This window comes from Alsobacter sp. SYSU BS001988 (assembly GCF_054796215.1).
In genome coordinates this window covers 290,695-314,622 of sequence record NZ_JBTAMK010000002.1, presented here as the reverse complement: position 1 = coordinate 314,622, position 23,928 = coordinate 290,695, and the positions used below count along the sequence as shown (strand labels likewise).

Here is a 23,928-nt window from a genome sequence, read left to right as displayed (position 1 = left end):
GAAAAGGCGCGGAGGATGGTCCCCCGCGCCTTCATGCATCGACAGAGGCTTTCGTCAGAACGTGCCGGGGCCGCGGTTCTGGCGGAAGCGCTCATAGACGTCGCGATCGCCGGAGCGCTCGGCCGCCAGGAAGGCGCGGAACGCTGCGATCTCGTCGGCCAGCTTCTGGCGGTCCGCCTCCAAGCGGGCCCATTCCTCGCGGACATGGGCGTCGAAGGCGGCGTTGCCGGTGGGGGCGGGCGCGGAGCCCGTCAGGCCGGCGCCCGAGAACGAGCCGAACAGGCTCTCGAAACCGCGCTGGAGGCGCTCGAAGCCGGTCTGCAGCGCCTGGCCGAGGTCCTGCGGGATCGGCTGGCGGTCGTTCCACAGCTTCCAGGCGAGCACGCCGAAGCCCAGCGGCCAGTAGATCGCGAAGGCGATGACGAGCACGACGATGTCGACGGGCTTCCAGCGCCAGCCGAAGCCGCCATTGGTCTGGTCAGGGATGGGATTCACGTTGGGCCTCCTCGCGGGCGAGATGGTCCGGGGGCACGGATCCGGACGAGCGCCGCAGATGGTGATCGATTGAGGCGCTCGCAAGGCGGAAAGAACGGCCGGGACATCGGCCCCGCGTTCAGGCGGAGGGCGGGGCCGGGCGAGAGCGGATCAGGTCCCGCAAGGTGGTGATGGTGGAGGCGTCGGCCACCCCGTCGACCAGGTCCTGCCGGAAATGGCGCTGGAACGCGGCGACCACCGCCTCGGTCCTGGCGTCGTAGACGCCCGTGACCTCCAGCCCGTAGCCATACATCCCGAACATGGCCTGCAGCGCCTGGATGGGCTGGCCTTCCTCGCCGGGGCCGAAGGAGCGGCCGTCGCCCAGCGGGGCGGGCTTCGTCCAATGGCCCAGGCCGGCGCGGTGCAGCCGCTCCCAGGGAAACTTCTCGCCCGGATCGAGTTTGCGGCCGGGCGCCACGTCCGAATGGGCCAGCACGCGATCGGCCGGCATGCGCCAGCGCGCGACGATGTCGAGCCCCAGGGCCGTGACCGCCTCGATCTGCGCGTCCGGGAAGTCCGGATAGCCCCCGTCATGGCCGGGATTGACGAGCTCCACGCCGATCGAGGCGGAGTTCAGGTCGGTTTCGCCCGCCCATGAGGAAGCGCCCGCGTGCCAGGCGCGGGCCGCCTCGGGAACCATCTGGAGGATGCGGCCGTCCTCCAGCGCCACATAGTGGCAGGACACTTCCGCCAGGGGATCGGCGAGCCGCTGCAGCGCGGAGGCGGCGTCGCGCATGCCGGTGTAGTGCAGCAGCAGCATGTCGGGGCGTCGTCCGTTGCGGCGCTCGCCGGAGTTCGGCGACGGAACGACCTTCTGGGCGAGGGGGCTGTCCGGGACGAGGAGGGCCATCAGCGCAGCCCGCGCTCGAGCCGGATGGCCTCCCACGCCTCGTTGATGGCGGCGAGGCGCTGGGTGGCGATGCCGACGGCCTCGGCCGGAAGGCCGAGCGCGATCTGCCGATCGGGATGGTTCTCGGCCACCAGCTTGCGGCGCCAGGCCTGCAGCTCCTCGTCCGACCAGCTGCGCTCGGCCCCCAGCACCACGTAGGGGTCCGTCGGCACGCGGACGTGGCGGGCCTCGATGCGGGCGTAGTCGCGCGCGTCGAAGCCGAAGATGCGCGCCACCTCGGCCAGGTACCGGCGCTCCGCCTCGTGGATCGCCCGGTCGGCCTTGGCGATGTGGAAGAGGCCGTCCAGCACGTCTTCCAGGAGCTCGGGCTTGCCGCGGAAATGCTCGGCCACCTGGCCCGCATAGGCTTCGAAGCCGGCCGAGGTCTGCTTGGCGAGGTCGAACAGGCGGGTGACGTGGGCGACCTCGTCGTCCGGGATCGACACGACCTGGCGGAAGGCCGCGATCTCGTCATGCGTGACGACGCCGTCGGCCTTGGCCATCTTGGCGGACAGCGCGATCAGGCCCGTGGTGAACACGATCTCGGCGTCGCCGCCGAACAGGCCGTGCTCGGAATCCACCACCACATGCCCCGCCAGGGCGCCGATGAGCGCCCCGATCGGCCCGCCGATGGCGAAGCCGAGGCCCGCGCCGCCAAGCTTGCCCCACATCTTCGCGTCTCCTCACGACAAAACGCCGGCTTGCGCCGGCGTTCGTCAAATCATCGCCGGCCGTGCGCTCAGTAGCGCACCTCGCGGCAGATCTCACGTCCGTAATAGCGGCTGTAGTAGCAGCGCACCTCGGGCGGGGGCGCCGTCGCCGCGCCCACCATGGCTCCGCCCGCGGCGCCGATGATGCCGCCCGCGACGGCGCCGCCGGCCCGCCCGGTCGCCAGCCCGCCGATCACGGCGCCGGCCGTGGCGCCCATGGCCCCGCCGACGAGCGCCCGGTCGCCCTGGGTGCTGCCGCAGCCGGCGAGCGTGAGCGCCACGGCGCCGATGGCTATCCACTTCTTCATGACGATGTCCTCGGAACTGACACGGAGCGGCCCGCCGCAGCGAGCGCCTCCTTATAGCTCCGCTCCAGCTCCGCAACAACGGGTACTTACCTTGCCCCTCAACCGGAGGCCGGTCCTGGCGTGGTCGCCGGCGCTCCGGCGCGAGCGAAACCGCCCACCCGGGACGGGCGGCGCCAATTCTTACGATTGTTTAGGGGGTAAGTAGACACCGAGTCTTGCCAAGCAAAGCGCGTGAATTCGATAGATAAAACAACTTATGCCTTAGGCTGCGCTGAATAGGTGAAAACCCCTGACGTAACGTCGGGGTTGCCAAGAGCCACATCTTGGCCTCATTCTGGCTTACCCTGCGCGGCGTCCTTCTAGGGAGCTAGTGGATGGTTTTTTGGCGAAAGGATCCACCATGATTGCCAGCGCGAAGCTGCCGGCGTTCGGCGCGAGCTTGGCGATGATCGCCGTCACGATGTCTCCCGCCCTGGCCGAGAGTCGGGCCGCGAAGCGCGCGACGGCCAGCCAGGAATCCACCGATGCGGCCGCAAAGCGCGGCGTGGACCAGGAACGCGCCAAGGACGCGGTTGTTCCCGCCAAGCCGTCCGCCGACGCGTCTCCCGTCTCTCCCTCCCTCGCCGCCCTGTTCGGCGCCGCCCCGTCCGGGGCCAGGACGGATCAGTCCGAACTGCGCGCCCGCCGCCTGAAGGCCGGCATCATCGCCATCGGGGAGACGCGCGACGGCGCACGCTCCGCCGCCATCGAGAAATCCTCGGCCAAGTCCGCCGTCGTGGCGCTCGCCAAGGCGGACGCCGTCCCGGCCGCCGCGCAGGCCGTGGCGGACGCCACCGACGCCGGCGCGATCCCGGCCGGTTCGGTGCGGGCGCTCATCGCCCAGCACGCCGCCCGCAACGGCATTCCCCCCGCTCTCGCCGACGCCGTCGTGCGCGTCGAAAGCCGCTACAACGCGGCCGCGCGCAACGGCGTCAATCTCGGCCTCACCCAGATCAGCCTCAGCACGGCCCGTTCGCTCGGCTATTCCGGCGCGGCGGGCGGCCTCCTCAACGCGGACACCAATCTCCAGTACGGAATGCTCTACCTCGCACAGGCCTACCGCCTCTCCGGCGGCGACACCTGCCGGACCATCCTGAAGTACCAGGCCGGACACCGGGCCACCTCCATGACGGGCGCCGCCCGGGCCTATTGCGCCAAGGTCAAGACCACGGTGGCGGCGAACTAACCCCCTCTTTCGCAGATCCGGATCGTCGGCATCCCATCGCCGGGCGCGAACGCGCGCCCGCGGGGTCCACGGTCCGTGACGGTCGACGCCCTCGCCGGGAGCGCCAGAAGCGCGCGCCCGGATGATCCGCCTGCGCCGCAGGGGACGGGGACGCCGGCCACCCCATGGGCGCCATGACGGCGTCCACCGGCAAGACGGGCCGCAGGCCTCGCCGGTTTTCTTCTCCCATTGGAGCGATTTGAATGAAGAGCACGATCGGGGCGGCGATTCTCGCCGCCTGCGCCATCACGGGCGTTTCGGCCACCCACGCCTCCGCCAGCCTGAACGACACGTCCAGCCCGCTGGCCGTCCTGATGCAGGAGGGGCGCAAGAAGGAAGCCGCCGCGGCCGAGGCGCCGGTCGAGACGACGAAGGTCCACAAGAGCCGGGACGCGCGCGCATCGAGGGCCGAGCGCCGAGCCGCCGCCAGGCTCGCCCGCGCCGAACGCGCTCGCGAAGCCCGCGCCGCCAGGGCCGGCGAGAAGGCCTCGCACGCCAGGACGGCGGAGGCCACGAAGACCGCCGACGACAAGGCCGCGTCCGCCAAGCCGATCGTGGTGGCCTCCGCCTCCGCCACGGAGCTGCCGACCGCCTCCGCGGCGGTCGAGACCGCCGCCCGGGCGAGCGGCAAGGAGCATGACGCCGCTCCCGAGAAGGCGCCGCGCCACGGCAAGGCGCTCGGCTTCGACGCCGAAGCGCGGGGCGGCATCAAGGGCCTGATCGCCAAGCATGCGGCGGCCAACGGCGTGCCGTTCGCGCTCGCCGACGCGGTGGTGCGCATCGAGAGCCGCTACAATCCCGGCGCCAGCAATGGCGGCGCGGTCGGCCTCATGCAGATCAAGCCGCAGACGGCCCGCGGGCTCGGCTATTCGGGCGGCGCGGCCGGCCTGAAGAACGCCGAGACGAACCTGACCTACGGGATGAAGTACCTGGCGCAGGCCTACCGCATGTCGGGCGGCAACACCTGCGCGACGGTGATGCGCTACCAGAGCGGCCACTACGCCCAGCGCATCAACGCCGCCAACCGCGCCTATTGCGGCAAGGCGCGGGCCATCATGGCCAGCAACTGAGGCTGCCCGGACATTGATCCTGGCCGGCGCGTCGCTTGACCGCGCCGGCCCGCTCCGCCATACCGGCCCGGCCAGTCGGCTGGACGGCCGCTCTCCGCGAGGAGGGAGGAAAGTCCGGGCTCCATCGAGACACGGCGCCGGATAACGTCCGGCGGGGGCGACCCCAGGGAAAGCGCCACAGAAAGCAAACCGCCTCGGCTCCGGCCGGGGTCAGGGTGAAAGGGTGCGGTAAGAGCGCACCGCGCGTCTGGCAACAGAGGCGGCATGGCAAGCCCCGCCGGGAGCAAAACCGAATAGGGGCCATGGCGGCGGGAAACCGCCGCGGGGATGTCTCAATCCCTTGTGGCCCGGGTTGGTTGCTCGAGGCGGTCGGTAACGATCGTCCCAGAGGAATGGCCGTCACGTCGCGACGCGCAAGCGCCGCGGCCCTACAGAACCCGGCTTACAGGCCGACTGGCGTTCTTCTTCCCCCAACCGCCCCGGCGCCCAACTTGCGCCCTCGGGGAGCTGAGCCCATTGTCCCGGCATGACGGCGTTCGCACCCCGCTTGCCGATCCCTACGCCGCGCGAGCGCCCGGCGGGACCCGCGGCCTTCCTCCTCGGCATCGCCACCAATCCGCTCAGCCTGCTGATCCGCAGGCACTACGAGGAGCTGTTCGTGCCGATGCGGGGCCTGCTCGGGACCACCGCGGTGGTGAGCGACCCGGCCGCGATCCGCCACATCCTGATCGACAACGCCGCCAGTTACCGCAAGGACCCGATGCAGCTGCGCGTCCTCAAGCCGATCTTCGGCGAGGGGGTGCTGACGGCCGACGGGGCGGACTGGCGCCGCCAGCGGCGCACCCTGGCCCCGCTGTTCACGCCGCGCCGCACGGCGCTCCACGCCCGCGCCATGCTGGACGCCGGCCTGGCGTTCCGCGCGACCCTCGACGCCTGTCCGGACGGCGCGGCGATCCGCGTCGACCAGGCGATGGCGGAGCTCACGCTGGACGTTCTCAGCCGCACGATCCTGCGAGGCGGGCTCGGGACGGAGCCCAAGATCGTCACCGCGGCCCTGCGGCGCTACCTCGCCACGGCGGGCCGGATCGATCCCCTCGACGTCCTCGGCGCTCCGGCGTGGCTGCCGCGGCTTGGCCGGGCTTTTGGGAGCGGCGCCGTCCAGACGCTCGGCCGCGTCGTGGACGACCTCGTGGCGGCGCGGCGGGGCGAGCCCGGCGCGCAGGGCCGCGACGACCTGATCGCCGCGCTCCTCGACGCCCGCGACCCCGAGACGGGGCAGGGGCTCACGGAAAGCGAAATCCGCGACAACGTCCTGACCCTGATGGCGGCGGGGCACGAGACCACCGCAAACGCGCTCACTTGGACGCTGCTGCTGCTGGGCGCGCACCCGGGCGTCCGGGCCGCATGCGAGGCGGAGGTCGACGCCGCAGGGCCGCTCGACGACGATCCGGCGGCCGCGCCCGACAGGCTGCCCCTGGTCAAGGCCGTGATCGAGGAGAGCATGCGCCTCTACCCGCCGGCCGCGACGCTGAGCCGGGAGGCCATCGCCCCGGACGTCGTGGCCGGCCATGCGCTTCCGGCGGGCGCGACCGTCTTCATCTCGCCCTGGGTCGTCCATCGGCACAGGCGCCTGTGGGACGAGCCCGACGCGTTTCGCCCGGAGCGCTTCCTGGCCCCGGCGCGCGACGCCGTCCCGCGCTTCTCCTACCTGCCGTTCGGGGCCGGGCCTCGCATCTGCATCGGGGCGGCCTTCGCCTTGCAGGAGGCCGTGATCCTGCTCGCCACGCTGCTGCGCAGCCACCGCTTCGAGATGCAGCCGGGAGCGGATGCGCCCGGGCCCGTGCAGCGCGTCACGGTGCGGCCGAAGGGCGGCCTGACCATGCGGGTCCACCGCCGGCCGGCCTGACGCTTCTTTCCCCGGAACGCCTTCGCACGCTTGCGCTCGCCCAGGGGTTTTCACGCCCTGGAAGGGGCGAGGCGGGGCGGGCACAACCCCCTTCTCAACCGTTCGTTAACGTTAAGCAACCGTAATGCCGGAGGTGGAATCGGTGCGTCCTCCGGCGGCCCGCGTCCATTGACGACCATATGATCCCATGCTATCCCAAATCATCCCGTTCGAGACGTACGGATCCCATCCGACAGACGCTGGCGCGGCGGAGGCCGCCGCTCCCGTGAAGGTCGTTTGCGGCTCCACCGACGGCCGGGGTGCTGACGCCGCTGCGGCGTCTTCGGTCATGTGTGCGGGTCTGGAGTTCGATGGACCGCTTCGTATCCAGCTTCACCAACAAACTGGATGCGAAAGGTCGCGTATCGATCCCGGCGTCTTTCCGGTCCGTCCTGGCGAAGGACGGGTTCGAGGGACTCTACGTGCACCCATCGCTGGAGGCGGACGCGCTGGACGCCGGAGGCAACGGACTCCTTCGGGAGATCGACAGCCTCATCGAGACGCTGCCGCCGTTCTCGGACGAGCGGGATCACTTCTCGACGGCGCTCTACGGCATCAGCGAAGTGCTCAAGGTCGACCCGGAGGGCCGGGTCGGTCTCACCGAAACGCTCAAGTCGCACGCGGGGATCACGGATGCGGTGACCTTCGTGGGGCTGGGGCACAAATTCCAGATCTGGGAGCCCTCTCGTTTCCAACGTCATCTCGACGAGGCCAGGCGAAAGGTGAGGGATCTCAAGAAGGAACTCAGCGGCGTCCTCAAGAAGGAGCCTGCCGGCGCGTTGCGGCAGGGTCACGACCCCGGAGCACGGGAACGATGACGGGTCGCGGCGGTCGGGTCACCGACGCCGCTGGCGGACCGGCTCGTCATGTTCCCGTGCTGGCGCGGGAGGTTCAGGACACGCTCTCCCCCCAGCCCGGCGGACGCTATCTGGACGGCACCTTCGGGGCCGGGGGCTATACGCGCGCCATCCTGGGCGCCGCGCCGGACCTGCGCGTCCTGGCGCTGGACCGCGACCCCGAGGCGATCGCGGCGGGCCAGGCGCTCGTCGCCGAGATGCAGGGCCGGCTCGTCCTGGAGCAGGCCCGCTTCGGCGATCTCGACGCCGTCGCGGAGCGGCTCGGCTTCACGCCGCTGGACGGCGTGGTGCTGGACATCGGCGTCTCCTCCATGCAGCTCGACGACGCCGAACGCGGCTTTTCCTTCCGCTTCGACGGCCCGCTCGACATGCGCATGGAGAAGGCGGGCGACAGCGCCGCCGACCTCGTCAACCGGATGGAGGAGGGGCCCCTCGCGGACCTCATCTACCAGTATGGCGAGGAGCGGCGGTCGCGGGCCATCGCCAGGGCCATCCTGGCCGCCCGCAAGGAGCAGCCGATCACGACCACGAAGCGGCTGGCCGACATCGTCTCGTCGGTGGTGCGGCAGAGCCCCGACGGGATCCATCCGGCCACCCGCACCTTCCAGGCCCTGCGCATCGCCGTGAATGACGAGCTGGGCGAGCTGGAGCGGGCGCTCGAGGCGGCGGAGCGGGCGCTGCGCCCCGGCGGGCGGCTGGTCGTCGTCACCTTCCATTCCCTCGAGGACCGCATCGTGAAGCGTTTCCTGACGGAGCGCGCCGGCCGGGAGGCCGCGCCCTCGCGCCACGCCCCGGCGGTGGCGACCCAGGAGCCGACCTTCACGCTCGTCAACCGCCGCCCGTTGACCGCCCAGCACGACGAGCTCGCCGCCAATCCGCGGGCGCGCTCGGCCAAGCTGCGGGCGGCCGAACGCACCTTGGCTCCGGCTCCCGAGGCCGCTCCCCCGGGCGGTCCGAAGAAGAAGGGTCGCTGAATGCGCCGCTTTTTCCATCTCGTCGCGATCGTCGCCCTGATCGGGTCGGCGCTCTACGCGTACCGGATCAAGTACGACACGATCTACCTGTCCGAGCAGGTGACGAAGCTGAAGAACAAGATCTCGCGCGAGCGCGAGGCGATCGCCGTGCTGCGCGCGGAGTGGCAGTTCCTCAACAAGCCCGACCGGCTGCAGACGCTCTCGGACCAGAACACCGATCTGGGTCCCGGCGCGGTGCAGCAGATCGTCCGCTGGTCCGACATCCCGATGCGGCCGGCGCCGGTGGATTCGATCGGCAAGAAGCTGGAGGCCCTCGGCCTCGCGCTGCCGACCAACACCCCGACTCCCGAGCCCGGCAAGACCAGCGCGCGGACGGACACGACCACCACCACGTCCTCCACCCGCAAGAAGCAGCAGTGAGGATCGCATGAGCGACCACCAGGGTTCTCCCGATCCGATGGCCGGCCGCGAGGCCGATTCCGCCCATGCTGGCGGACAAAGCGGGGGCGGTCACGACGAGGCGGCCGCGCCGCCGGCCGGCCGCGGCCCGCGCGGGGTGCTGGGCGCGGTGCACAACCTGTTCCGGATGCGCCTCGACAAGAGCGGGCACCGCGTCTTCATGGTGGCGGCCGGGTTCACGATCATCTACGCGGTGATCGCCGGACGGCTGGTGCAGCTGGGGCTCAGGCCCGATCCGCCGACCAGCTACAAGCGCGCCCAGCAGGAAACGGCCGGCATCCGGCCCGACATCGTCGACCGCAACGGCGAGATCCTGGCCACCGACATCAAGACGGTGTCGGTGTTCGCCGAGCCGCGCCGCATCATCGACAAGGACGAGGCGGTGGAGCTGATCACCGCGGTCCTGCCGGACGTCGACGCGCGCGACCTGCGCGAGAAGCTCGGCTCCAAGAAGGGCTTCGTCTGGGTGAAGCGCGAGATCACCCCCAAGCAGCAGCAGGAGGTCTACCGCCTCGGCCTGCCGGGCGTGGGCTTCCTGCCCGAGAACAAGCGGGTCTATCCCAACGGCCCAGCGGCCGCGCATGTGCTCGGCTTCACCAATCTGGACAACCAGGGCATCGCCGGCATCGAGAAGTGGATCGACGGCCAGGGCATGGCCGATCTCGGCCTTGCGGGGTTCGCCCGGCAGGCCACCGACCTGAAGCCGGTCCAGCTCTCGATCGACCTGCGGGCGCAGCATGCGCTGCGGGACGAGGTGTCCAAGGGGATCGAGAAGTACAAGGCCAAGGCCGGCGCCGGCATGATCCTGGACGTGACGACGGGCGAGATCGTCGCCCTGGCGTCGCTCCCGGACTACGACCCCAACAATCCCGTCGACGCGCTTGAGCCCAACCGCATCAACCGGATGACGGTGGGCGTCTACGAGATGGGCTCGACCTTCAAGGCGCTCACCACCGCGATGGCGCTGGACAGCGGCAAGGTCTCGATCAACTCCAGCTTCGACGCCCGCGGCGCGCTGGCCTATGGCCGCTTCCGCATCCACGACTACCACGGCACCAACCGCGTCCTGACGGTGCCAGAGGTGTTCATCCACTCCTCCAACATCGGCACCGCCCGCATGGCGCTGGCCATCGGCGTGCAGGGCCACAAGGAGTTCCTGAAGAAGATGGGCCAGCTCGACCGCATGCGGACCGAGCTGCCCGAGAGCGCCGAGCCGATCGTGCCGGCCCGCTGGGGCGAGCTGAACACCATGACGATCGCGTTCGGGCACGGCCTCGCGGTCGCGCCCATGCAGGCGGTGGCGGCGGTGGGCGCCCTGGTGAACGGGGGCAACTTCCTGACGCCCACGGTGCTCAAGCGCACCGCCGAGGACGCGGCCAAGCTCGGCCACCGGGTGATCAAGCCGGAGACCAGCGAGGCGCTGCGCTTCGTCATGCGGCTCAACGCCGAGAAGGGCTCGGCCGGCAAGGCGGCGGTGCCGGGCTATTTCGTCGGCGGCAAGACCGGCACGGCCGAAAAGGTCATCGGCGGGCGCTACAGCAAGAACCGGCTGTTCACGACCTTCATGGCGATTGCGCCGGCCGACAAGCCGAAATACCTCTTCCTGGTCATCTATGACGAACCGCAGGGCCTGCCCGAAACCTACGGGTTCGCGACCGCCGCTTGGAATGCGGGCGCGACCACCGGTAAGGTGATCGAACGCGTGGCGCCCATCCTGGGGCTGCCGCCCCGGTTCGACCCGCCTGTCGCTCCGTTCCCGGTCATGGCCCGCATGGGGGCGTGGGGGACGCGCTGATGAGATCGCCCAGATGAGACCGCGCCCATGAGGCTCGCAGAGCTCTTTCCGCACATGCCTGTGCCCGACGGCGACCGCGGGATCGCGGGACTGACGGCGGACAGCCGCAAGGCGGGCCCGGATTTCGCGTTTTTCGCGACCCCCGGCGTCAAGGCCGACGGGCTCTCCTTCGCGGCGCAGGCGGTCGCGAACGGTGCCGTGGCGGTCGTCGGCCAGCCGGAGCGTCCGGCCGACCTCGACCCCTCGGTCGCCTATGTGCGCGTGCCGGACGTGCGCCGCGCCCTGTCCCTGGCCGCCTCGCGGGCGCATCCGCGCCAGCCTGGCGTGATCGTGGCCGTGACCGGAACCAGCGGGAAGACGTCGGTCGCCGAGTTCACCCGCCAAATCTTCGCCGCCTGCGGGCACAGGGCCGCCAGCCTCGGCACCATAGGGGTAGTGGCCCCGGGCGGCGCGGTCTACGGCTCCCTGACGACGCCGGATCCCATCACGCTGCACGAGACCCTGGACGGGCTGGCCGGGGAAGGGGTGACCCATCTCGCCATGGAGGCGTCCTCGCACGGCCTCGACCAGCGCCGCCTCGACGGCGTCAGGCTCGTCGCCGGCGGCTACACCAATCTCGGCCGCGACCATCTCGACTATCATCCCACCCTCGAGGAATACCTCAAGGCCAAGCTCCGGCTGTTCGACGCCCTGTTGCCGGCCGACGCCGCCGCCGTGGTCAACGCCGACGGCGAGCACGCCGGCGACGTCATCGCGGCGGCCAAGGCGCGAGGCTTGCGCATCGTCAGCACGGGCCGGCAGGGCAAGACCCTGCGGCTCGCTTCGCTGCAGCGCGAGGGCTTCGGCCAGCACCTCATCGTGGAGGCCGAAGGCCGGCGCTTCGACGTGCACCTGCCGCTCGTGGGCGACTTCCAGGCCTCCAACGCGCTGGTGGCGGCGGGGCTCGCGCTGGCGAGCGGCGAGGAGCTGTCGCGCGTGCTGGCGGCCCTGTCGCGCCTGACGGGCGTGAAGGGCCGGCTCGAGCGGGTCGGCGAGAGCGGCGGCGCGCTGGCGGTCGTCGACTACGCGCACAAGCCGGAGGCGCTGGCGAGCGCGCTGGCGGCGCTGCGCCCCTATGCGCCGGGACGCATCCTGTGCGTGTTCGGCTGCGGCGGCGACCGCGACCGCGGCAAGCGCCCCATCATGGGGGCGATCGCGGCCGAGAACGCGGACGTCGTCATCGTCACCGACGACAATCCGCGCAGCGAGGACCCCGCCGCGATCCGGGCCGAAATCCTGGCCGCGGCGCCAGGCGCGCGCGAGATCGGCGACCGCGGCGAGGCGATCCGGACCGCCGTGTCGGAGCTCCGGCCCGGGGATGTCCTGCTCGTGGCCGGCAAGGGCCATGAAACGGGCCAGATCATAGGCGACCGGGTTCTTCCCTTTTCTGATCACGACGCGGTCGCAGCCGCGCTGGCCGAGGCTCGACCGTGACCGCATCTTCCCATTCCGCCGACGCCGCCCTCTGGCTGGCCGCCGATCTCGCCGCCGCCATGGAGGCTCGCCCCGTCGGAGAACCGCCGGCGGCCGTGACGGGCGTCTCGATCGACACCCGCACGCTGCAGCCGGGCGAGCTGTTCTTCGCCATCAAGGGCGACGCCCGCGACGGGCATGACTTCGTCGCCGCAGCGCTGGAGAAAGGCGCGGGCGCGGCCGTCGTGGCCGAGGACCGTGCGGCCGGGTTCGCCGGCGCGGGCGCGCTCTTCGCCGTGCCGGACGTGCTGGCCGCGATGCAGCGGCTCGGCCTCGCCGCGCGCGCCCGGACCGACGCCCGCATCGCGGCCGTCACGGGCTCGGTCGGCAAGACCGGCACCAAGGAGGCGCTGCGAACCGTGCTGGCCGCGCAGGGCCCGACGCACGCCTCCGCGGCGTCCTACAACAATCATTGGGGCGTGCCGCTGACGTTGGCGCGCATGCCGCAGGCGACCCGCTACGGCGTCTTCGAGATCGGGATGAATCACGCCGGCGAGATCGAGCCGCTGGTCGCGATGGTGCGGCCGCATGTGGCGCTGATCACGACCGTGGAGCCCGTCCATCTGGAGAATCTGGGGTCGATCGAGGCCATCGCCGACGCCAAGGCGGAGATCTTCACCGGCCTGCAGGCCGGCGGGACGGCCGTGATCAACCGCGACAACCCCCATTACGAGCGGCTGCGCCGCCACGCCGAGGCTTCGCCGGCCGGCCGCATCGTCAGCTTCGGCGAGCGCCCGGAGGCCGACGTGCGGCTGACCCGGGCGATCCTGAAGCCCGACATGACGATCGTGGAGGCGACCCTGTTCGGCGAGCCGGTGACCTACCGGATCGGCAGCCCCGGCAAGCACGCGGCCATGAACAGCCTCGGCGTCCTCGCCGTCGTGGAGGCGCTCGGCGGCGACCTGGCTCTGGCCGCCATCGCGATGGCGGACGTCACGCCCCCGTCCGGACGCGGCGAACAGGTGCGGCTGCCGGCGCCGGGCGGCGACATCGCCCTCTATGACGAGAGCTACAACGCCAACCCGGCCTCGGTGCGCGCCGCGCTCGGCGTGCTCGGCCAGGCCCCGGTGGGGCTGCGCGGGCGCCGCATCGCCGTGCTGGGAGACATGCTGGAGCTCGGCCCCGAGTCGCCGGAGCTGCATGCCGGGCTCGCCTCGGCGGTGGAGGAGAACGGGGTCGACCTCGTCTTCGCGGCGGGTCCGTTGATGAAGCATCTCTGGCAGTCTCTGCCGATGGAGAAGCGGGGGGCCTATGCGGCCAACTCCGCCGAACTCGCGCCCCTCGTGGCCGGGGCGCTGCGCGCCGGCGACGTCGTCACCGTCAAGGGCTCCAACGGGAGCCGCACCGGCCTCGTCGTGGCCGCCCTCAAGTCGCGCTTCGCGACCAACGCCGCCTGAGGCCGCGACCCATGCTCACCTGGCTCTCCGAATACTCCGCCTCGCTCAGCATCCTGAACGTCTTCCGCTACATCACGGTGCGGACCGGCGGGGCGACCGCGACGGCGCTGTTCTTCGTCTTCTTCTTCGGTCCGCGGATCATCAACGGACTGCGCCTGAAACAGGGCAAGGGCCAGCCGATCCGCACGGACGGGCCGCAGAGCCATCTCGCCAAGAAGGGCACGCCCACCATGGGCGGGCTCATGATCCTGTCGGGGTTCCTGTTCTCAACCCTGGTCTGGGGCAACCTGTCCAACCCCTATGTCTGGGTTGTGCTGCTGGTGACGCTCGGCTTCGGGGCGATCGGCTTCTATGACGACTATCTCAAGGTGACGAAGCAGAGCCACGCCGGCTTCGGCGGCCGTTCGCGCCTCGCCATCGAGTTCGTGATCGCTGGCGCGGCCTGCGTGGTGATCGCCTATCTGATCCCCAAGATGCCCGGCTATGGCGCCGTGCGGCTGGCCAGCGCGCTCGCGGTGCCGTTCTTCAAGGACGTGCTGCTGAACCTGGGCGTGTTCTTCATCGCCTTCGGGGCGCTGGTGATCGTGGCCGCCGGCAACGCCGTGAACCTGACGGACGGCCTCGACGGCCTCGCCATCGTGCCGGTGATGATCGCGTCGGCCACCTTCGGGTTCATCGCCTACCTGTCCGGCAACGCGATCTATTCCAACTATCTCCAGATCCATTTCGTGCCCGGCACCGGCGAGCTCGCGGTGCTGTGCGGGGCCATGATCGGGGCCGGCATCGGCTTCCTGTGGTTCAACGCGCCGCCGGCGCAGATCTTCATGGGCGACACCGGGTCGCTGGCGCTGGGCGGCATGCTCGGCACCGTGGCGGTCGCCACCAAGCACGAGATCGTGCTCGCGATCGTGGGCGGCCTCTTCGTGCTGGAGGCGCTGTCGGTGATCATCCAGGTCGCCTCCTTCAAGCTCACCGGCAAGCGGGTGTTCCGCATGGCCCCCATCCACCACCACTTCGAGCAGCTCGGCTGGTCCGAGCCGCAGGTCGTGGTGCGGTTCTGGATCATCGCCATCGTGCTGGCGCTGGTCGGCCTGTCGACGCTGAAGCTGCGGTGAGCGGGATGGCGCTGCCTTCTTGGTCCCACGAAACCCCTCATCCTGAGGAGCCATGCGCCAGCATGGCGTCTCGAAGGACGAGGGGATCCTATTCGCTCAGAGGCGCAGCTCCGCTGCAGTCCTTCGTCCTTCGAGACGCATCGCCCAGGGGCGATGCTCCTCAGGACGAGGGGATGGTCGGGCTCAGCCGGGGGCTTTGCGCATGACCCCCGTCACCTGTTTCCGCGGGCGCTCCGTCGCGCTGTTCGGCCTCGGCGGCTCGGGCCTCGCCACCGCGCAGGCGCTGGCGGCGGGCGGCGCCCAGGTGGCCGCCTGGGACGACAAGCCGACCTCGCGCGGCCAGGCGGTGGAGGCCTGCGTGCCGGTCGTCGACCTCGCGGAGGCCGACTGGTCGGGCTTCTCTGCCCTGGTCCTCTCGCCCGGCGTGCCGCTGACCCATCCGGTCCCGCATTGGACCGTCGAGAAGGCGAGGGCCGCGGGGGTCGAGATCATCGGCGATGTCGAGCTGTTCTGCCGCGAGCGGGCCGCCACGGCCCCGGACGCGCCCTTCATCGCCATCACCGGCACCAACGGCAAATCGACCACGACGGCGCTGATCGCCCATCTGGTGCGCGAGGCCGGGCTCGACTGCCAGATGGGCGGGAACATCGGCACGGCGGTGCTCTCGCTCGCGCCGCCCGCGGCCGGGCGGGTGCATGTGGTGGAGTGCTCGTCCTTCCAGATCGACCTGGCGCCCTCGCTGGCGCCCACCGTGGGGGTGCTGCTCAACATCACGCCCGACCATCTGGACCGCCACGGGACCATGGAGAACTACGCCGCCATCAAGGAGCGGCTGGTCGCCGGCGCGGAGGTGGCCGTGATCGGCGTCGACGACGACTGGTGCCGCGCCATCGAGGCCCGCCTGCGGAGCGCCGGCCGGCGCGTCATCCCGATCTCGGTCGAACGCGTGCTGGAGGAGGGGATCAGCGCCGAGGACCACATCATCGCGCGCCGCCTCGCCGGCAAGCGCATCGTGCTGGCCGACCTCGCCGGGATCGGCTCGCTGCGCGGCGCGCACAACGCCCAGAACGCGGCCGCCGCGATCGCGGCGCTCGAGACGATCGGCGTTGACGAGAAGGTCATCCGCAAGGGCCTGGCGAGCTTCCCCGGGCTGGCGCATCGCATGGAGCAGGTCCGCCGGATCGGGCGGACGCTGTTCGTCAACGACAGCAAGGCGACGAACGCGGACGCGGCCGAAAAGGCCCTCGCGGCCTTCCCGTCCGACATCCACTGGATCATCGGCGGCGTTCCCAAGGAGGGCGGCATCGCCCCGCTGGCCCCGCTCTTCGGCCGGGTCGCCAAGGCCTACCTGATCGGCAAGGCGAGCGACGACTTCGCCGCCACCCTGGAAGGCCGCACGGCCTATACGCGCTGCGGCGCGCTGGAGGCGGCCGTGGCGGCGGCGGCGGCGGACGCCGCGGCCTCGGACGCGGCCGAGCCCGTCGTGCTGCTCTCTCCCGCCTGCGCCTCCTACGACCAGTACCCGAATTTCGAGGTCCGTGGGACGCACTTCCGCGACCTCGTGCTCGCTCTTCCCGAAACGCTGTCGACCCACGCCTCCCCGCCCGGAAAGGCCTGACCCATGCCGTCACGTCTGGAACGCTCGCCCTTCGCTCATTGGTGGTGGACCGTCGACCGCATGCTGCTGTTCAGCCTGATGGTGCTGATGGTGCTCGGGATCGTGCTGTGCATGGCGGGAAGCCCGCCGGTGGCCGAGCGCCTGGGACTGCCCACGTTCCACTTCGTCACGCGGCAGATCGCCTATCTGGCCCCGGCCTTCGGGATCATGATGGTCGTGAGCTTCTTCAGCCCGCGCCACGTCCGGCGGACGGCCCTGGCGCTTTACCTGATCGCCATGGCGCTGGTGGTCTGCACGCTGCTGTTCGGCGCGGAGGTCAAGGGCGCCCGGCGCTGGATCTCCTTCGCGGGCGTCGCCATCCAGCCCTCGGAATTCGTCAAGCCGGCCTTCGTGATCCTGGCCGCCTGGGCCTTCTCGGAAGGAGGCCGCCGGCGCGACGTGCCCGGCAACGTGGTGGGCTTCGCCCTTCTGGCCGGGACCATCGTGCCGCTCGTCCTCCAGCCGGACATCGGCCAGACCATGCTGATCACCCTGGTGTGGTGCGGCCTCGTCTTTCTGTCGGGCCTTCACCTCTTCTGGGTGGCGGGGCTCGGCGGCGTCAGCATGCTGGGCCTGTTCGTGGCCTATCACCTGCTGCCGCACGTGGCGGCGCGCATCAACCGCTTCCTGGATCCCGCCTCGGGCGACACCTTCCAGGTGGACAACGCCATCGACAGCTTCGTGCAGGGCGGCTGGCTCGGGAAAGGGCCGGGCGAGGGCACGGTGAAGCGCATCCTGCCGGACAGCCACACGGACTTCATTTTCGCGGTGACGGCCGAGGAGTTCGGCATTTTCGTCTGCATCGGGCTCCTGACGATCTTCGCGCTGGTGGTGCTGCGCGGCCTGGTGCTGTCGCGCCGCAACGAGGAGCCGTTCTGCCGGCTGGCGGCGGCCGGGCTGGTGATGCTGTTCGGGCTGCAGTCGGTCATCAACATGGCGGTGAACGTGCACCTGATGCCCGCCAAGGGCATGACGCTGCCCTTCATCAGCTATGGCGGCTCGTCGCTGATCTCGCTCGCGCTCGCGATGGGCTTCCTGCTGGCCGTCACGCGCCGCCGGCCGCGCTCGGAGTATTACGACCGCATCGTCCCGGCGCGCCGCGACGAGGAGGCCTACGCCTGATGGCGAAGGGCCTGATCCTGCTCGCGGCCGGGGGCACCGGCGGCCACCTGTTCCCGGCCGAGGCGCTGGCCCACGCGCTCGCCGCGCGGGGCCTGACGGTGCACCTCGCCACGGACGAGCGCGCGACCAAGTACGGCAAGGCCTTCCCGGCCGAGGAGACGCACGAGATCCCGTCGGCCACGCCCAGCGGAGGTTCTCCGGCGCGGATGCTGGCGGCGGGCGCCAGGCTGGCGCAAGGCCTGATGGCGTCCTGGAGCCTCATCGGCCGGCTGCGTCCGTCGGCGGTGGTGGGCTTCGGCGGATACCCCACCGTGCCGCCGGTGCTGGCCGCCGCGCTGCGCGGGACGCCCGCCATCATCCACGAGCAGAACGGGGTGCTCGGCCGCGCCAATCGGCTGCTGGCGCCCCGCGCCAGGCTCATCGCGACCGGTTTCCCCGACGTCCGGGGCGTCTCCGGCGCCCTGAAGGCCAAGCAGCGCGTCACCGGGAACCCGGTGCGCCAGCCCGTCCTCGACGCCGCCGCGACGCCGTTCGAGCCCCTCGCCCCGGACGGAACGCTGCGGCTGGTCGTGTTCGGCGGAAGCCAGGGCGCCCGCGTCATGAGCGACGTCGTCCCGCCCGCGCTGGAGCGGCTCTCCGCGGCGGAGCGGGGCCGGCTCGCCGTAGTCCAGCAGGCGCGCGAGGAGGATCTTGAGCGCGTGCGCGACGTCTATGCGCGGCTCGGCGTCGCCGCCGAGGTCTCGCCCTTCTTCGGCGACATGCCGGCCCGGATCGCAAAGGCGCATCTGGTGGTCGCCCGCTCGGGCGCGTCGACGGTCGCTGAACTGGCCGTGATCGGGCGTCCGTCCATTCTGGTGCCGCTGGCGCAGTCGCTCGACGGCGATCAGGCCGCCAATGCGGTGACGCTTGCGGCCATCGGGGCGGCGACTGTGATTCCGCAGCCGGACTTCACGCCCGAGCGCCTCGCCGGCGAGATCGCGGCGCGTCTGCGCGACCCTTCGGGTTTGACCCGGGCCGCCGAAGCGGCCAAAAGCGCCGGCGTCCCGGATGCGGCCGAGCGCCTCGCCGACCTCGTGGTCGAGGTCGCCGCAGCCGGTCAGACCCGCTGACACAGACGAGGATGGAGACCGAATCATGAAGCTGCCGGCAGAACTCGGCCCCATTCACTTCGTCGGAATCGGCGGCATCGGCATGTCGGGCATCGCCGAGGTGCTGCACAATCTCGGCTACACGGTGCAGGGCTCGGACGCCTCCGACAACGCCAACGTCAAGCGGCTGCGCGAGAAGGGGATCGCCGTCTCGATCGGGCATACGGCCGAAGGCCTGGGAGACGCGGGCGTCGTGGTGGTGTCCACCGCGATCAAGCGCGACAACCCGGAGCTGATGGCCGCCCGCGAACGGCGCCTGCCCGTGGTGCGCCGCGCCGAGATGCTGGCCGAGCTCATGCGCCTGAAGCAATGCGTCGCCATCGCGGGCACGCATGGCAAGACCACCACGACCTCGCTGGTCGCCACCCTGCTGGACGCCGGCGGCTTCGATCCGACCGTGATCAACGGCGGCATCATCAACGCCTACGGCACCAACGCCCGCCTGGGCGCCGGCGACTGGATGGTGGTGGAGGCGGACGAGTCGGACGGCACCTTCCTGAAGCTGCCCGCCGACGTGGCCATCATCACCAACATCGACCCGGAGCACCTCGACCACTTCAAGACCTTCGACGCCATCAAGGACGCGTTCCGGGCCTTCGTCGAGAACCTGCCCTTCTACGGCTTCGCCGTGATGTGCCTCGACCATCCCACCGTGCAGGAGCTCGTCGGGCGGATCGAGGATCGCCGGGTGATCACCTATGGCGAGAACCCGCAGTCGGACGTGCGCCTGTCCAACATCGACCTCACGGGCGGCCGCTCGCGCTTCAGCGTACAGATCCGCGACCGCAAGAGCGGCGAGGTCACGCGCATCGACGACCTCACCATGCCGATGCCCGGCCACCACAACGCGCTGAACGCCACGGCCGCGATCGCGGTGGCCTACCATCTCGGCATGACGCCCGGGAAGATCCGCGAGGCGCTCGGCGCCTTCGGCGGCGTGAAGCGCCGCTTCACCCGCACGGGCGAATGGAACGGAGTCGCGATCTTCGACGACTACGGCCATCACCCGGTGGAGATCGCGGCCGTGCTGCGCGCCGCCCGCGCCTCCACGACCGGCAACGTCGTCGCGGTGGTGCAGCCGCATCGCTATTCGCGCCTGTCGGCTTTGTTCGACCAGTTCGCGACCTGCTTCAACGACGCCGATGTCGTCATCGTGGCCGACACCTACGCGGCCGGCGAGCAGCCGATCCCGGGCGCGGATCGCGACTCGCTGGTGCAGGGCATCAAGGCGCATGGCCACCGCAACGTCATGCGGCTCAGCGGGCCGGCCGAACTCGCCAGCCTGGTCTATGGCGTCGCCCAGCCCGGCGACTACGTGGTCTGCCTCGGCGCGGGCACCATCACGAACTGGGCCTACGCGTTGCCGGGCGAATTGGCGGCCCTCGATGGCGCGAAGGGATGAGCGCCGGGCTTACCTCATTCCACGATGACGTCGAGCGGCGCCTTGAGCGCCGCCGCGATGCGCTTCAGCACGGAGACGTCGCCGGTCTTCTTGCGGTTCTCGATCTCGGAGAGGAAGCCCTGCGTGATCCCGGCCTGGGCGGCCAGCGCGGTCTGGGTCAGCCCCCGGTAGCGGCGGATGGCCTCGATGGGGTGGGTTCCGGTCTCGATCTCGGTCCAGGTCTCGTCCGGGAGGAAGATCTCTTCTCCTCGGTCGAGCTTGGCCTGCGTCTCGGCGAACACGCGCCTCGCCCACTCCTCTTCGGCCTTGTCCTCCGCGTCGAGCTTCAGAAGGCGATCGTACTCGACGCGCGGCAGGAAGACGTATTCCTCGCCTGCGTCGGTCCGGACGAATTGCGGCTTGCCCATCCTGCTGCGTCCTCAACTGTAAATCTTGCTTCGATGGGCGATCGCCCGAACCCTGATCTGTCCGCCGGCCTTGTCGAACAGAATGCGGTAGTCTCCGCATCGCAGCCGCAGACCGGGCAGTCCACTCATCGCTTTGACGTCGCCAGCGCCGGTCGCCGCATAACGTTCCAGCTTGTCCCTGACGGCGACCTGAACGTGTTCGGGCAACCCGCGCAGCTGTCGCCGCGCCTCTCCGGACAAAGCGATCTTCAACATCAATTTATTCCGAGAAGCAATATCGCGCAAAGCTATTGCTTGCCTGCGATGGCGCGCAACCAACCGGCGGCTGCATGACCCCCCCGTTCGCAGACATCACCGCCATGCTGCATGCCGCTGCGCCGGGCCTGAGAGGCTCGCTGGAGGCGAACGCGCCCATGGCGGGGCTGTCGTGGTTCCGCACGGGCGGACCCGCCCAGGCGCTCTTCCAGCCGGCCGACGAGGACGACCTCGCCGCCTTCCTGCGCGGCTGCCCATCCGACATTCCGATTCTCGTGGTCGGTCTCGGCTCCAACCTGCTGGTGCGCGACGGCGGGGTTCCGGGCGTGGTGGTGCGCCTCGGCAAGGGCTTCCAGTCCATCGAAGTCGACGGGCTGCGCATCCGCGCCGGAGCGGGCGCGGCGGACGTGAAGGTCGCGCGCGCGGCCGCCGAGGCCGGCGTGGCGGGGCTGTCCTTTCTTCGCGGCATCCCGGGCGCGATCGGCGGCGCCCTGCGCATGAACGGCGGCGCCTACGGCGGAGAGACCAGGGACGTCCTCGTCTCCTGCCGGGGCGTATCGCGGGACGGGACAGTCCGAAGCTACGCGCTGGCCGACATGGGCTTCACCTATCGCCACTGCGGCGTGGCCGAGGACGTGATCTTCACCGAGGCGACCTTCGAGGGGCGGCCGGGCGATCCCGCCGCCATCCTGGCCGAGATGAACGACATCACGCAGGCCCGGCAGGCGTCCCAGCCGGTGAACACCCGCACGGGCGGCTCCACCTTCAAGAACCCGCCGGGGCTCAAGGCCTGGGAGCTCGTCGACAAGGCCGGCTGCCGCGGCCTGCGCATGGGCCATGCGCAGGTGTCCGAGCTGCACGCCAATTTTCTGATCGCGCAGCCGGGCGCGACCGCCGCCGAGGTCGAGGGCCTCGGCGAGGAGGTCCGCCGGCGCGTGCGCGAAACCTCGGGCGTCGAGCTCGAATGGGAGATCAAGCGGGTCGGGCTGACACTGGGCCAGCGCGGCGCCCTTCTCCCTCCGGGAGAAGGTGTCAGCGAAGCTGACGGATGAGGGTCTGAAGGTCGAAGACCTGACTCCGTTTCAGGTCAGCGAATCGCTTTTGGACCCTCATCCGGCCCTTCGGGCCACCTTCTCCTGTGGGAGAAGGGACCGGCCGCCCGTGCGAAACAGGAGACAACACGATGACCAAGCATGTCGCGGTTCTGATGGGCGGGCTCTCGGCCGAGCGGGAGGTGTCGCTGAATTCGGGCGCCGCCTGCGCCAAGGCGCTGGAGGGCGAGGGCTACCGGGTCACGCGAATCGACGTGGACCGCTCCATCGCCGCCGTGCTGGCGGAGCTGAAGCCGGACGTCGCCTTCAACGCCCTGCATGGCCGCTGGGGCGAGGACGGAATCGTGCAGGGCATCCTGGAGATGCTGCGCATCCCCTACACCCACTCCGGGGTGCTCGCCTCGGCGCTCGCGATGCAGAAGGACCGGGCCAAGGCGGTGATGGCCGCCGCCGGCGTCCCGGTGCCTCGCGGCGTCACCGTGCACCGCCTGGAGGCGGCCAAGCGGCACGTGATGGAGCCTCCGTACGTCATCAAACCCGTTAACGAAGGATCCTCGGTCGGGGTCATCATCGTGCGTGAGGATCGGACCCACCCGCCGCAGGAGCTGGGGCGCGAGGACTGGGCCATCTCGGAAATGATGCTGGTGGAAAATTACGTGGCGGGACGGGAGCTTACCTGCGCCGTGATGGGCGACAGGCCGCTCGGCGTGATCGACATCCGGCCCGCCACCGGCATGTTCTACGACTATGACGCGAAGTACGCGAAGGGGGGGTCCATCCACGTCCTTCCGGCGGAAATTAAACCGAATATTTACCAACTGGTTCAAGAGTTGGCGTTAACGGCGCATCAAGCTCTTGGCTGCCGGGGCGTCAGTCGCGCTGACTTCAGATACGACGATCGGCCGGAAGGAACCGGCGAGCTCGTCTGTCTCGAGGTCAACACGCAACCCGGAATGACCGAGACCTCTCTTGTGCCGGAATTGGCGGCCCACGCGGGCCATAGTTTCGGTGAGTTGGTTCGATGGATGGTGGAGGACGCCTCCTGCGATCGGTAGCCGAGCCTTTTCAGGCTCCGCTCGCCGCATCGCAGGCCTATGCCGGCGCCGGCGCTTCGGTCGTCGCGCCGACGCGCGTCATCGCTTCGCCGAGGGGCCGCGCCCTGGCGAAGACGCGCCAGCCGGTGGTCCGCGCCTCCGAGCGCGCCGGGACCCGCGTTCCCCGTTTCGCCGGCACGCTCCTGCTGGCGGCCCTGTTCTCCGGCGTCGGACTGTTCGGCGCGGTCAAGGGCGGGCAGTACGAATCCTTCGTGGCCTATTACGGCGCGCCGCAGGACGTGCTGGCCCGGACCTTCGGGTTCACGATCAAGAACGTCACCATCGCCGGGCTGGTCGAGCTGAACCAGACCGAGGTGCTGCAGGTCGCCGGCATCGACCCGCGCGGCTCGCTGCCCTTCTTCGACGCCGCGGCCGCCCGCGAGCGGCTCATGACCCTGCCGCTCGTGAAGGACGCCACGGTCCGCAAGCTCTATCCCAGCGGGCTGGCGATCACGCTGGTGGAGCGCGAAGCCTTCGCGCTCTGGCAGAAGCAGGGCCAGGTCTTCGTGGTGTCGGCGGACGGCACCGTGACGGACAGGCTGACCGATCCGCGCTTCAACCGGCTGCCGCTGGTGGTGGGCGAGGGCGCCAACCTCAAGGCCGCCGCCTTCACGCGGCTGATGGACGCCGCCCCCGACGTGAAGGCGCATGTCCGCGCCGGCGTCTTCGTCGGCGAGCGCCGCTGGAACCTGAAGCTCGACAACGGCGTCGACGTGCGGCTGCCCGAGGAGGGCGTCCGCGACGCGCTGGCGCGGCTCTCGGGCCTGATGAAAGACCAGAAGATCCTCGAACGCGACGTCCTCGCCATCGATCTGCGCATGCCCGACCGGGTCGTGATGCGGCTCGGGGAGGAGGCGGCGACCGCCCGCGCGGAAGCGCTCAAGGCCAAAAGCAAGATAAAGGGCAGCGCGACGTGAGCCATCGTCACCCCAGCCTGACTCCTCGCCTGAAGCCGCTCTCGC

The 23,928-nt window shown here is 70.5% G+C and carries 23 protein-coding genes and 1 other RNA gene; 18 read left to right on the top strand and 6 right to left on the bottom strand.

The window, feature by feature from the left end:
* Positions 1-54 precede the first annotated feature (54 nt).
* From ACYVO7_RS05495 to ACYVO7_RS05480, 4 genes are all read right to left on the bottom strand, one after another.
* The gene (locus ACYVO7_RS05495) at positions 55-495 is read right to left on the bottom strand and encodes a DUF2852 domain-containing protein (RefSeq protein WP_460448830.1); all 441 of its coding nucleotides are present in this window, start codon (positions 493-495) and stop codon (positions 55-57) included.
* Between the two features lie 118 nt (positions 496-613).
* Positions 614-1,384 carry an N-acetylmuramoyl-L-alanine amidase gene (locus tag ACYVO7_RS05490; RefSeq protein WP_460448829.1) on the bottom strand — a complete coding sequence of 257 codons (771 nt, stop codon included), beginning with the start codon at positions 1,382-1,384 and terminating at the stop codon, positions 614-616.
* Positions 1,384-2,094 (bottom strand): TerB family tellurite resistance protein, encoded by a 711-nt coding sequence (locus ACYVO7_RS05485; RefSeq protein ID WP_460448828.1) that lies wholly within the window; start codon positions 2,092-2,094, stop codon positions 1,384-1,386. The genes ACYVO7_RS05490 and ACYVO7_RS05485 overlap by 1 nt, the downstream gene beginning before the upstream one ends.
* 68 nt (positions 2,095-2,162) lie before the next feature.
* Entirely contained in the window at positions 2,163-2,441 is a 279-nt protein-coding gene (locus ACYVO7_RS05480; protein ID WP_460448827.1) for a hypothetical protein, read from the bottom strand.
* A gap of 400 nt (positions 2,442-2,841) precedes the next feature.
* Here ACYVO7_RS05480 and ACYVO7_RS05475 point away from each other — a divergent pair, with 400 nt between their 5' ends.
* From ACYVO7_RS05475 to murC, 15 genes are all read left to right on the top strand, one after another.
* Positions 2,842-3,666, top strand: a complete 825-nt coding sequence (locus tag ACYVO7_RS05475; RefSeq protein ID WP_460448826.1) for a transglycosylase SLT domain-containing protein — start codon at positions 2,842-2,844, stop codon at positions 3,664-3,666.
* Positions 3,667-3,908: 242 nt separating this feature from the next.
* Positions 3,909-4,775, top strand: coding sequence for a lytic transglycosylase domain-containing protein (locus ACYVO7_RS05470; RefSeq protein WP_460448825.1), 867 nt, complete (start codon positions 3,909-3,911; stop codon positions 4,773-4,775).
* Positions 4,776-4,846: 71 nt separating this feature from the next.
* Positions 4,847-5,236, top strand: an RNA gene (rnpB, locus tag ACYVO7_RS05465) — RNase P RNA component class A.
* 86 nt (positions 5,237-5,322) lie between these two features.
* Positions 5,323-6,681, top strand: coding sequence for a cytochrome P450 (locus tag ACYVO7_RS05460; RefSeq protein ID WP_460448824.1), 1,359 nt, complete (start codon positions 5,323-5,325; stop codon positions 6,679-6,681).
* 350 nt (positions 6,682-7,031) lie between these two features.
* Positions 7,032-7,538 carry a division/cell wall cluster transcriptional repressor MraZ gene (gene mraZ, locus ACYVO7_RS05455; RefSeq protein ID WP_460448823.1) on the top strand — a complete coding sequence of 169 codons (507 nt, stop codon included), beginning with the start codon at positions 7,032-7,034 and terminating at the stop codon, positions 7,536-7,538.
* Positions 7,535-8,551 (top strand): 16S rRNA (cytosine(1402)-N(4))-methyltransferase RsmH, encoded by a 1,017-nt coding sequence (gene rsmH / locus ACYVO7_RS05450; RefSeq protein ID WP_460448822.1) that lies wholly within the window; start codon positions 7,535-7,537, stop codon positions 8,549-8,551. Before mraZ ends, rsmH begins: the two co-directional genes overlap by 4 nt.
* Positions 8,552-8,971, top strand: a complete 420-nt coding sequence (gene ftsL / locus ACYVO7_RS05445) for a cell division protein FtsL (protein ID WP_406854319.1) — start codon at positions 8,552-8,554, stop codon at positions 8,969-8,971.
* Positions 8,972-8,978: 7 nt separating this feature from the next.
* The gene (locus tag ACYVO7_RS05440; RefSeq protein WP_460448821.1) at positions 8,979-10,805 is read left to right on the top strand and encodes a peptidoglycan D,D-transpeptidase FtsI family protein; all 1,827 of its coding nucleotides are present in this window, start codon (positions 8,979-8,981) and stop codon (positions 10,803-10,805) included.
* Positions 10,806-10,832: 27 nt separating this feature from the next.
* Positions 10,833-12,278: a UDP-N-acetylmuramoyl-L-alanyl-D-glutamate--2,6-diaminopimelate ligase gene (locus tag ACYVO7_RS05435; RefSeq protein ID WP_460448820.1), complete on the top strand. Its 1,446-nt coding sequence runs from the start codon at positions 10,833-10,835 to the stop codon at positions 12,276-12,278.
* Positions 12,275-13,714 (top strand): UDP-N-acetylmuramoylalanyl-D-glutamyl-2,6-diaminopimelate--D-alanyl-D-alanine ligase, encoded by a 1,440-nt coding sequence (locus tag ACYVO7_RS05430; RefSeq protein ID WP_460448819.1) that lies wholly within the window; start codon positions 12,275-12,277, stop codon positions 13,712-13,714. The genes ACYVO7_RS05435 and ACYVO7_RS05430 overlap by 4 nt, the downstream gene beginning before the upstream one ends.
* A gap of 11 nt (positions 13,715-13,725) precedes the next feature.
* Positions 13,726-14,829 (top strand): phospho-N-acetylmuramoyl-pentapeptide-transferase, encoded by a 1,104-nt coding sequence (mraY, locus tag ACYVO7_RS05425; protein ID WP_460448818.1) that lies wholly within the window; start codon positions 13,726-13,728, stop codon positions 14,827-14,829.
* 202 nt (positions 14,830-15,031) lie between these two features.
* A complete protein-coding gene (murD, locus tag ACYVO7_RS05420) occupies positions 15,032-16,447 on the top strand; it encodes a UDP-N-acetylmuramoyl-L-alanine--D-glutamate ligase (protein ID WP_460448817.1) in 1,416 nt (471 codons plus the stop codon).
* Between the two features lie 3 nt (positions 16,448-16,450).
* Entirely contained in the window at positions 16,451-17,608 is a 1,158-nt protein-coding gene (gene ftsW, locus ACYVO7_RS05415) for a putative lipid II flippase FtsW (protein WP_460448816.1), read from the top strand.
* A complete protein-coding gene (murG, locus tag ACYVO7_RS05410) occupies positions 17,608-18,717 on the top strand; it encodes an undecaprenyldiphospho-muramoylpentapeptide beta-N-acetylglucosaminyltransferase (RefSeq protein WP_460448815.1) in 1,110 nt (369 codons plus the stop codon). The genes ftsW and murG overlap by 1 nt, the downstream gene beginning before the upstream one ends.
* A 25-nt stretch (positions 18,718-18,742) precedes the next feature.
* A complete protein-coding gene (gene murC / locus ACYVO7_RS05405; RefSeq protein ID WP_460448814.1) occupies positions 18,743-20,158 on the top strand; it encodes a UDP-N-acetylmuramate--L-alanine ligase in 1,416 nt (471 codons plus the stop codon).
* 14 nt (positions 20,159-20,172) lie between these two features.
* Here the strand turns inward: murC and ACYVO7_RS05400 are convergent, their stop codons facing one another.
* Together ACYVO7_RS05400 and ACYVO7_RS05395 are read right to left on the bottom strand one after the other, a co-directional pair.
* Entirely contained in the window at positions 20,173-20,565 is a 393-nt protein-coding gene (locus ACYVO7_RS05400; RefSeq protein ID WP_460448813.1) for a helix-turn-helix domain-containing protein, read from the bottom strand.
* A gap of 12 nt (positions 20,566-20,577) precedes the next feature.
* Positions 20,578-20,820: a type II toxin-antitoxin system RelE family toxin gene (locus tag ACYVO7_RS05395; RefSeq protein WP_460448812.1), complete on the bottom strand. Its 243-nt coding sequence runs from the start codon at positions 20,818-20,820 to the stop codon at positions 20,578-20,580.
* Between the two features lie 74 nt (positions 20,821-20,894).
* Here ACYVO7_RS05395 and murB point away from each other — a divergent pair, with 74 nt between their 5' ends.
* From murB to ACYVO7_RS05380, 3 genes are all read left to right on the top strand, one after another.
* Positions 20,895-21,872 (top strand): UDP-N-acetylmuramate dehydrogenase, encoded by a 978-nt coding sequence (gene murB, locus ACYVO7_RS05390; RefSeq protein ID WP_460448811.1) that lies wholly within the window; start codon positions 20,895-20,897, stop codon positions 21,870-21,872.
* A 131-nt stretch (positions 21,873-22,003) separates the two neighbouring features.
* On the top strand, positions 22,004-22,927 hold the full coding sequence (locus ACYVO7_RS05385; protein WP_460448810.1) for a D-alanine--D-alanine ligase: 924 nt from the start codon (positions 22,004-22,006) through the stop codon (positions 22,925-22,927).
* A gap of 125 nt (positions 22,928-23,052) precedes the next feature.
* Positions 23,053-23,883, top strand: a complete 831-nt coding sequence (locus tag ACYVO7_RS05380; protein WP_460448809.1) for a cell division protein FtsQ/DivIB — start codon at positions 23,053-23,055, stop codon at positions 23,881-23,883.
* Positions 23,884-23,928 lie beyond the last annotated feature (45 nt).

Excerpts from the sequence above, each read along its gene's own strand:
- mraZ (WP_460448823.1), top strand. The coding sequence starts at position 7,032 with ATGGACCGCTTCGTATCCAGCTTCACCAACAAACTGGATGCGAAAGGT.
- ACYVO7_RS05480 (WP_460448827.1), bottom strand. The coding sequence starts at position 2,441 with ATGAAGAAGTGGATAGCCATCGGCGCCGTGGCGCTCACGCTCGCCGGC.
- ACYVO7_RS05485 (WP_460448828.1), bottom strand. The coding sequence starts at position 2,094 with ATGTGGGGCAAGCTTGGCGGCGCGGGCCTCGGCTTCGCCATCGGCGGG.
- rsmH (WP_460448822.1), top strand. The coding sequence starts at position 7,535 with ATGACGGGTCGCGGCGGTCGGGTCACCGACGCCGCTGGCGGACCGGCT.
- murB (WP_460448811.1), top strand. The coding sequence starts at position 20,895 with ATGACCCCCCCGTTCGCAGACATCACCGCCATGCTGCATGCCGCTGCG.
- ACYVO7_RS05470 (WP_460448825.1), top strand. The coding sequence starts at position 3,909 with ATGAAGAGCACGATCGGGGCGGCGATTCTCGCCGCCTGCGCCATCACG.
- mraY (WP_460448818.1), top strand. The coding sequence starts at position 13,726 with ATGCTCACCTGGCTCTCCGAATACTCCGCCTCGCTCAGCATCCTGAAC.
- murG (WP_460448815.1), top strand. The coding sequence starts at position 17,608 with ATGGCGAAGGGCCTGATCCTGCTCGCGGCCGGGGGCACCGGCGGCCAC.
- murD (WP_460448817.1), top strand. The coding sequence starts at position 15,032 with ATGACCCCCGTCACCTGTTTCCGCGGGCGCTCCGTCGCGCTGTTCGGC.
- ACYVO7_RS05475 (WP_460448826.1), top strand. The coding sequence starts at position 2,842 with ATGATTGCCAGCGCGAAGCTGCCGGCGTTCGGCGCGAGCTTGGCGATG.
- ACYVO7_RS05440 (WP_460448821.1), top strand. The coding sequence starts at position 8,979 with ATGAGCGACCACCAGGGTTCTCCCGATCCGATGGCCGGCCGCGAGGCC.
- ftsL (WP_406854319.1), top strand. The coding sequence starts at position 8,552 with ATGCGCCGCTTTTTCCATCTCGTCGCGATCGTCGCCCTGATCGGGTCG.
- ACYVO7_RS05395 (WP_460448812.1), bottom strand. The coding sequence starts at position 20,820 with ATGTTGAAGATCGCTTTGTCCGGAGAGGCGCGGCGACAGCTGCGCGGG.
- ACYVO7_RS05435 (WP_460448820.1), top strand. The coding sequence starts at position 10,833 with ATGAGGCTCGCAGAGCTCTTTCCGCACATGCCTGTGCCCGACGGCGAC.
- ftsW (WP_460448816.1), top strand. The coding sequence starts at position 16,451 with ATGCCGTCACGTCTGGAACGCTCGCCCTTCGCTCATTGGTGGTGGACC.
- ACYVO7_RS05400 (WP_460448813.1), bottom strand. The coding sequence starts at position 20,565 with ATGGGCAAGCCGCAATTCGTCCGGACCGACGCAGGCGAGGAATACGTC.
- murC (WP_460448814.1), top strand. The coding sequence starts at position 18,743 with ATGAAGCTGCCGGCAGAACTCGGCCCCATTCACTTCGTCGGAATCGGC.
- ACYVO7_RS05490 (WP_460448829.1), bottom strand. The coding sequence starts at position 1,384 with ATGGCCCTCCTCGTCCCGGACAGCCCCCTCGCCCAGAAGGTCGTTCCG.
- ACYVO7_RS05385 (WP_460448810.1), top strand. The coding sequence starts at position 22,004 with ATGACCAAGCATGTCGCGGTTCTGATGGGCGGGCTCTCGGCCGAGCGG.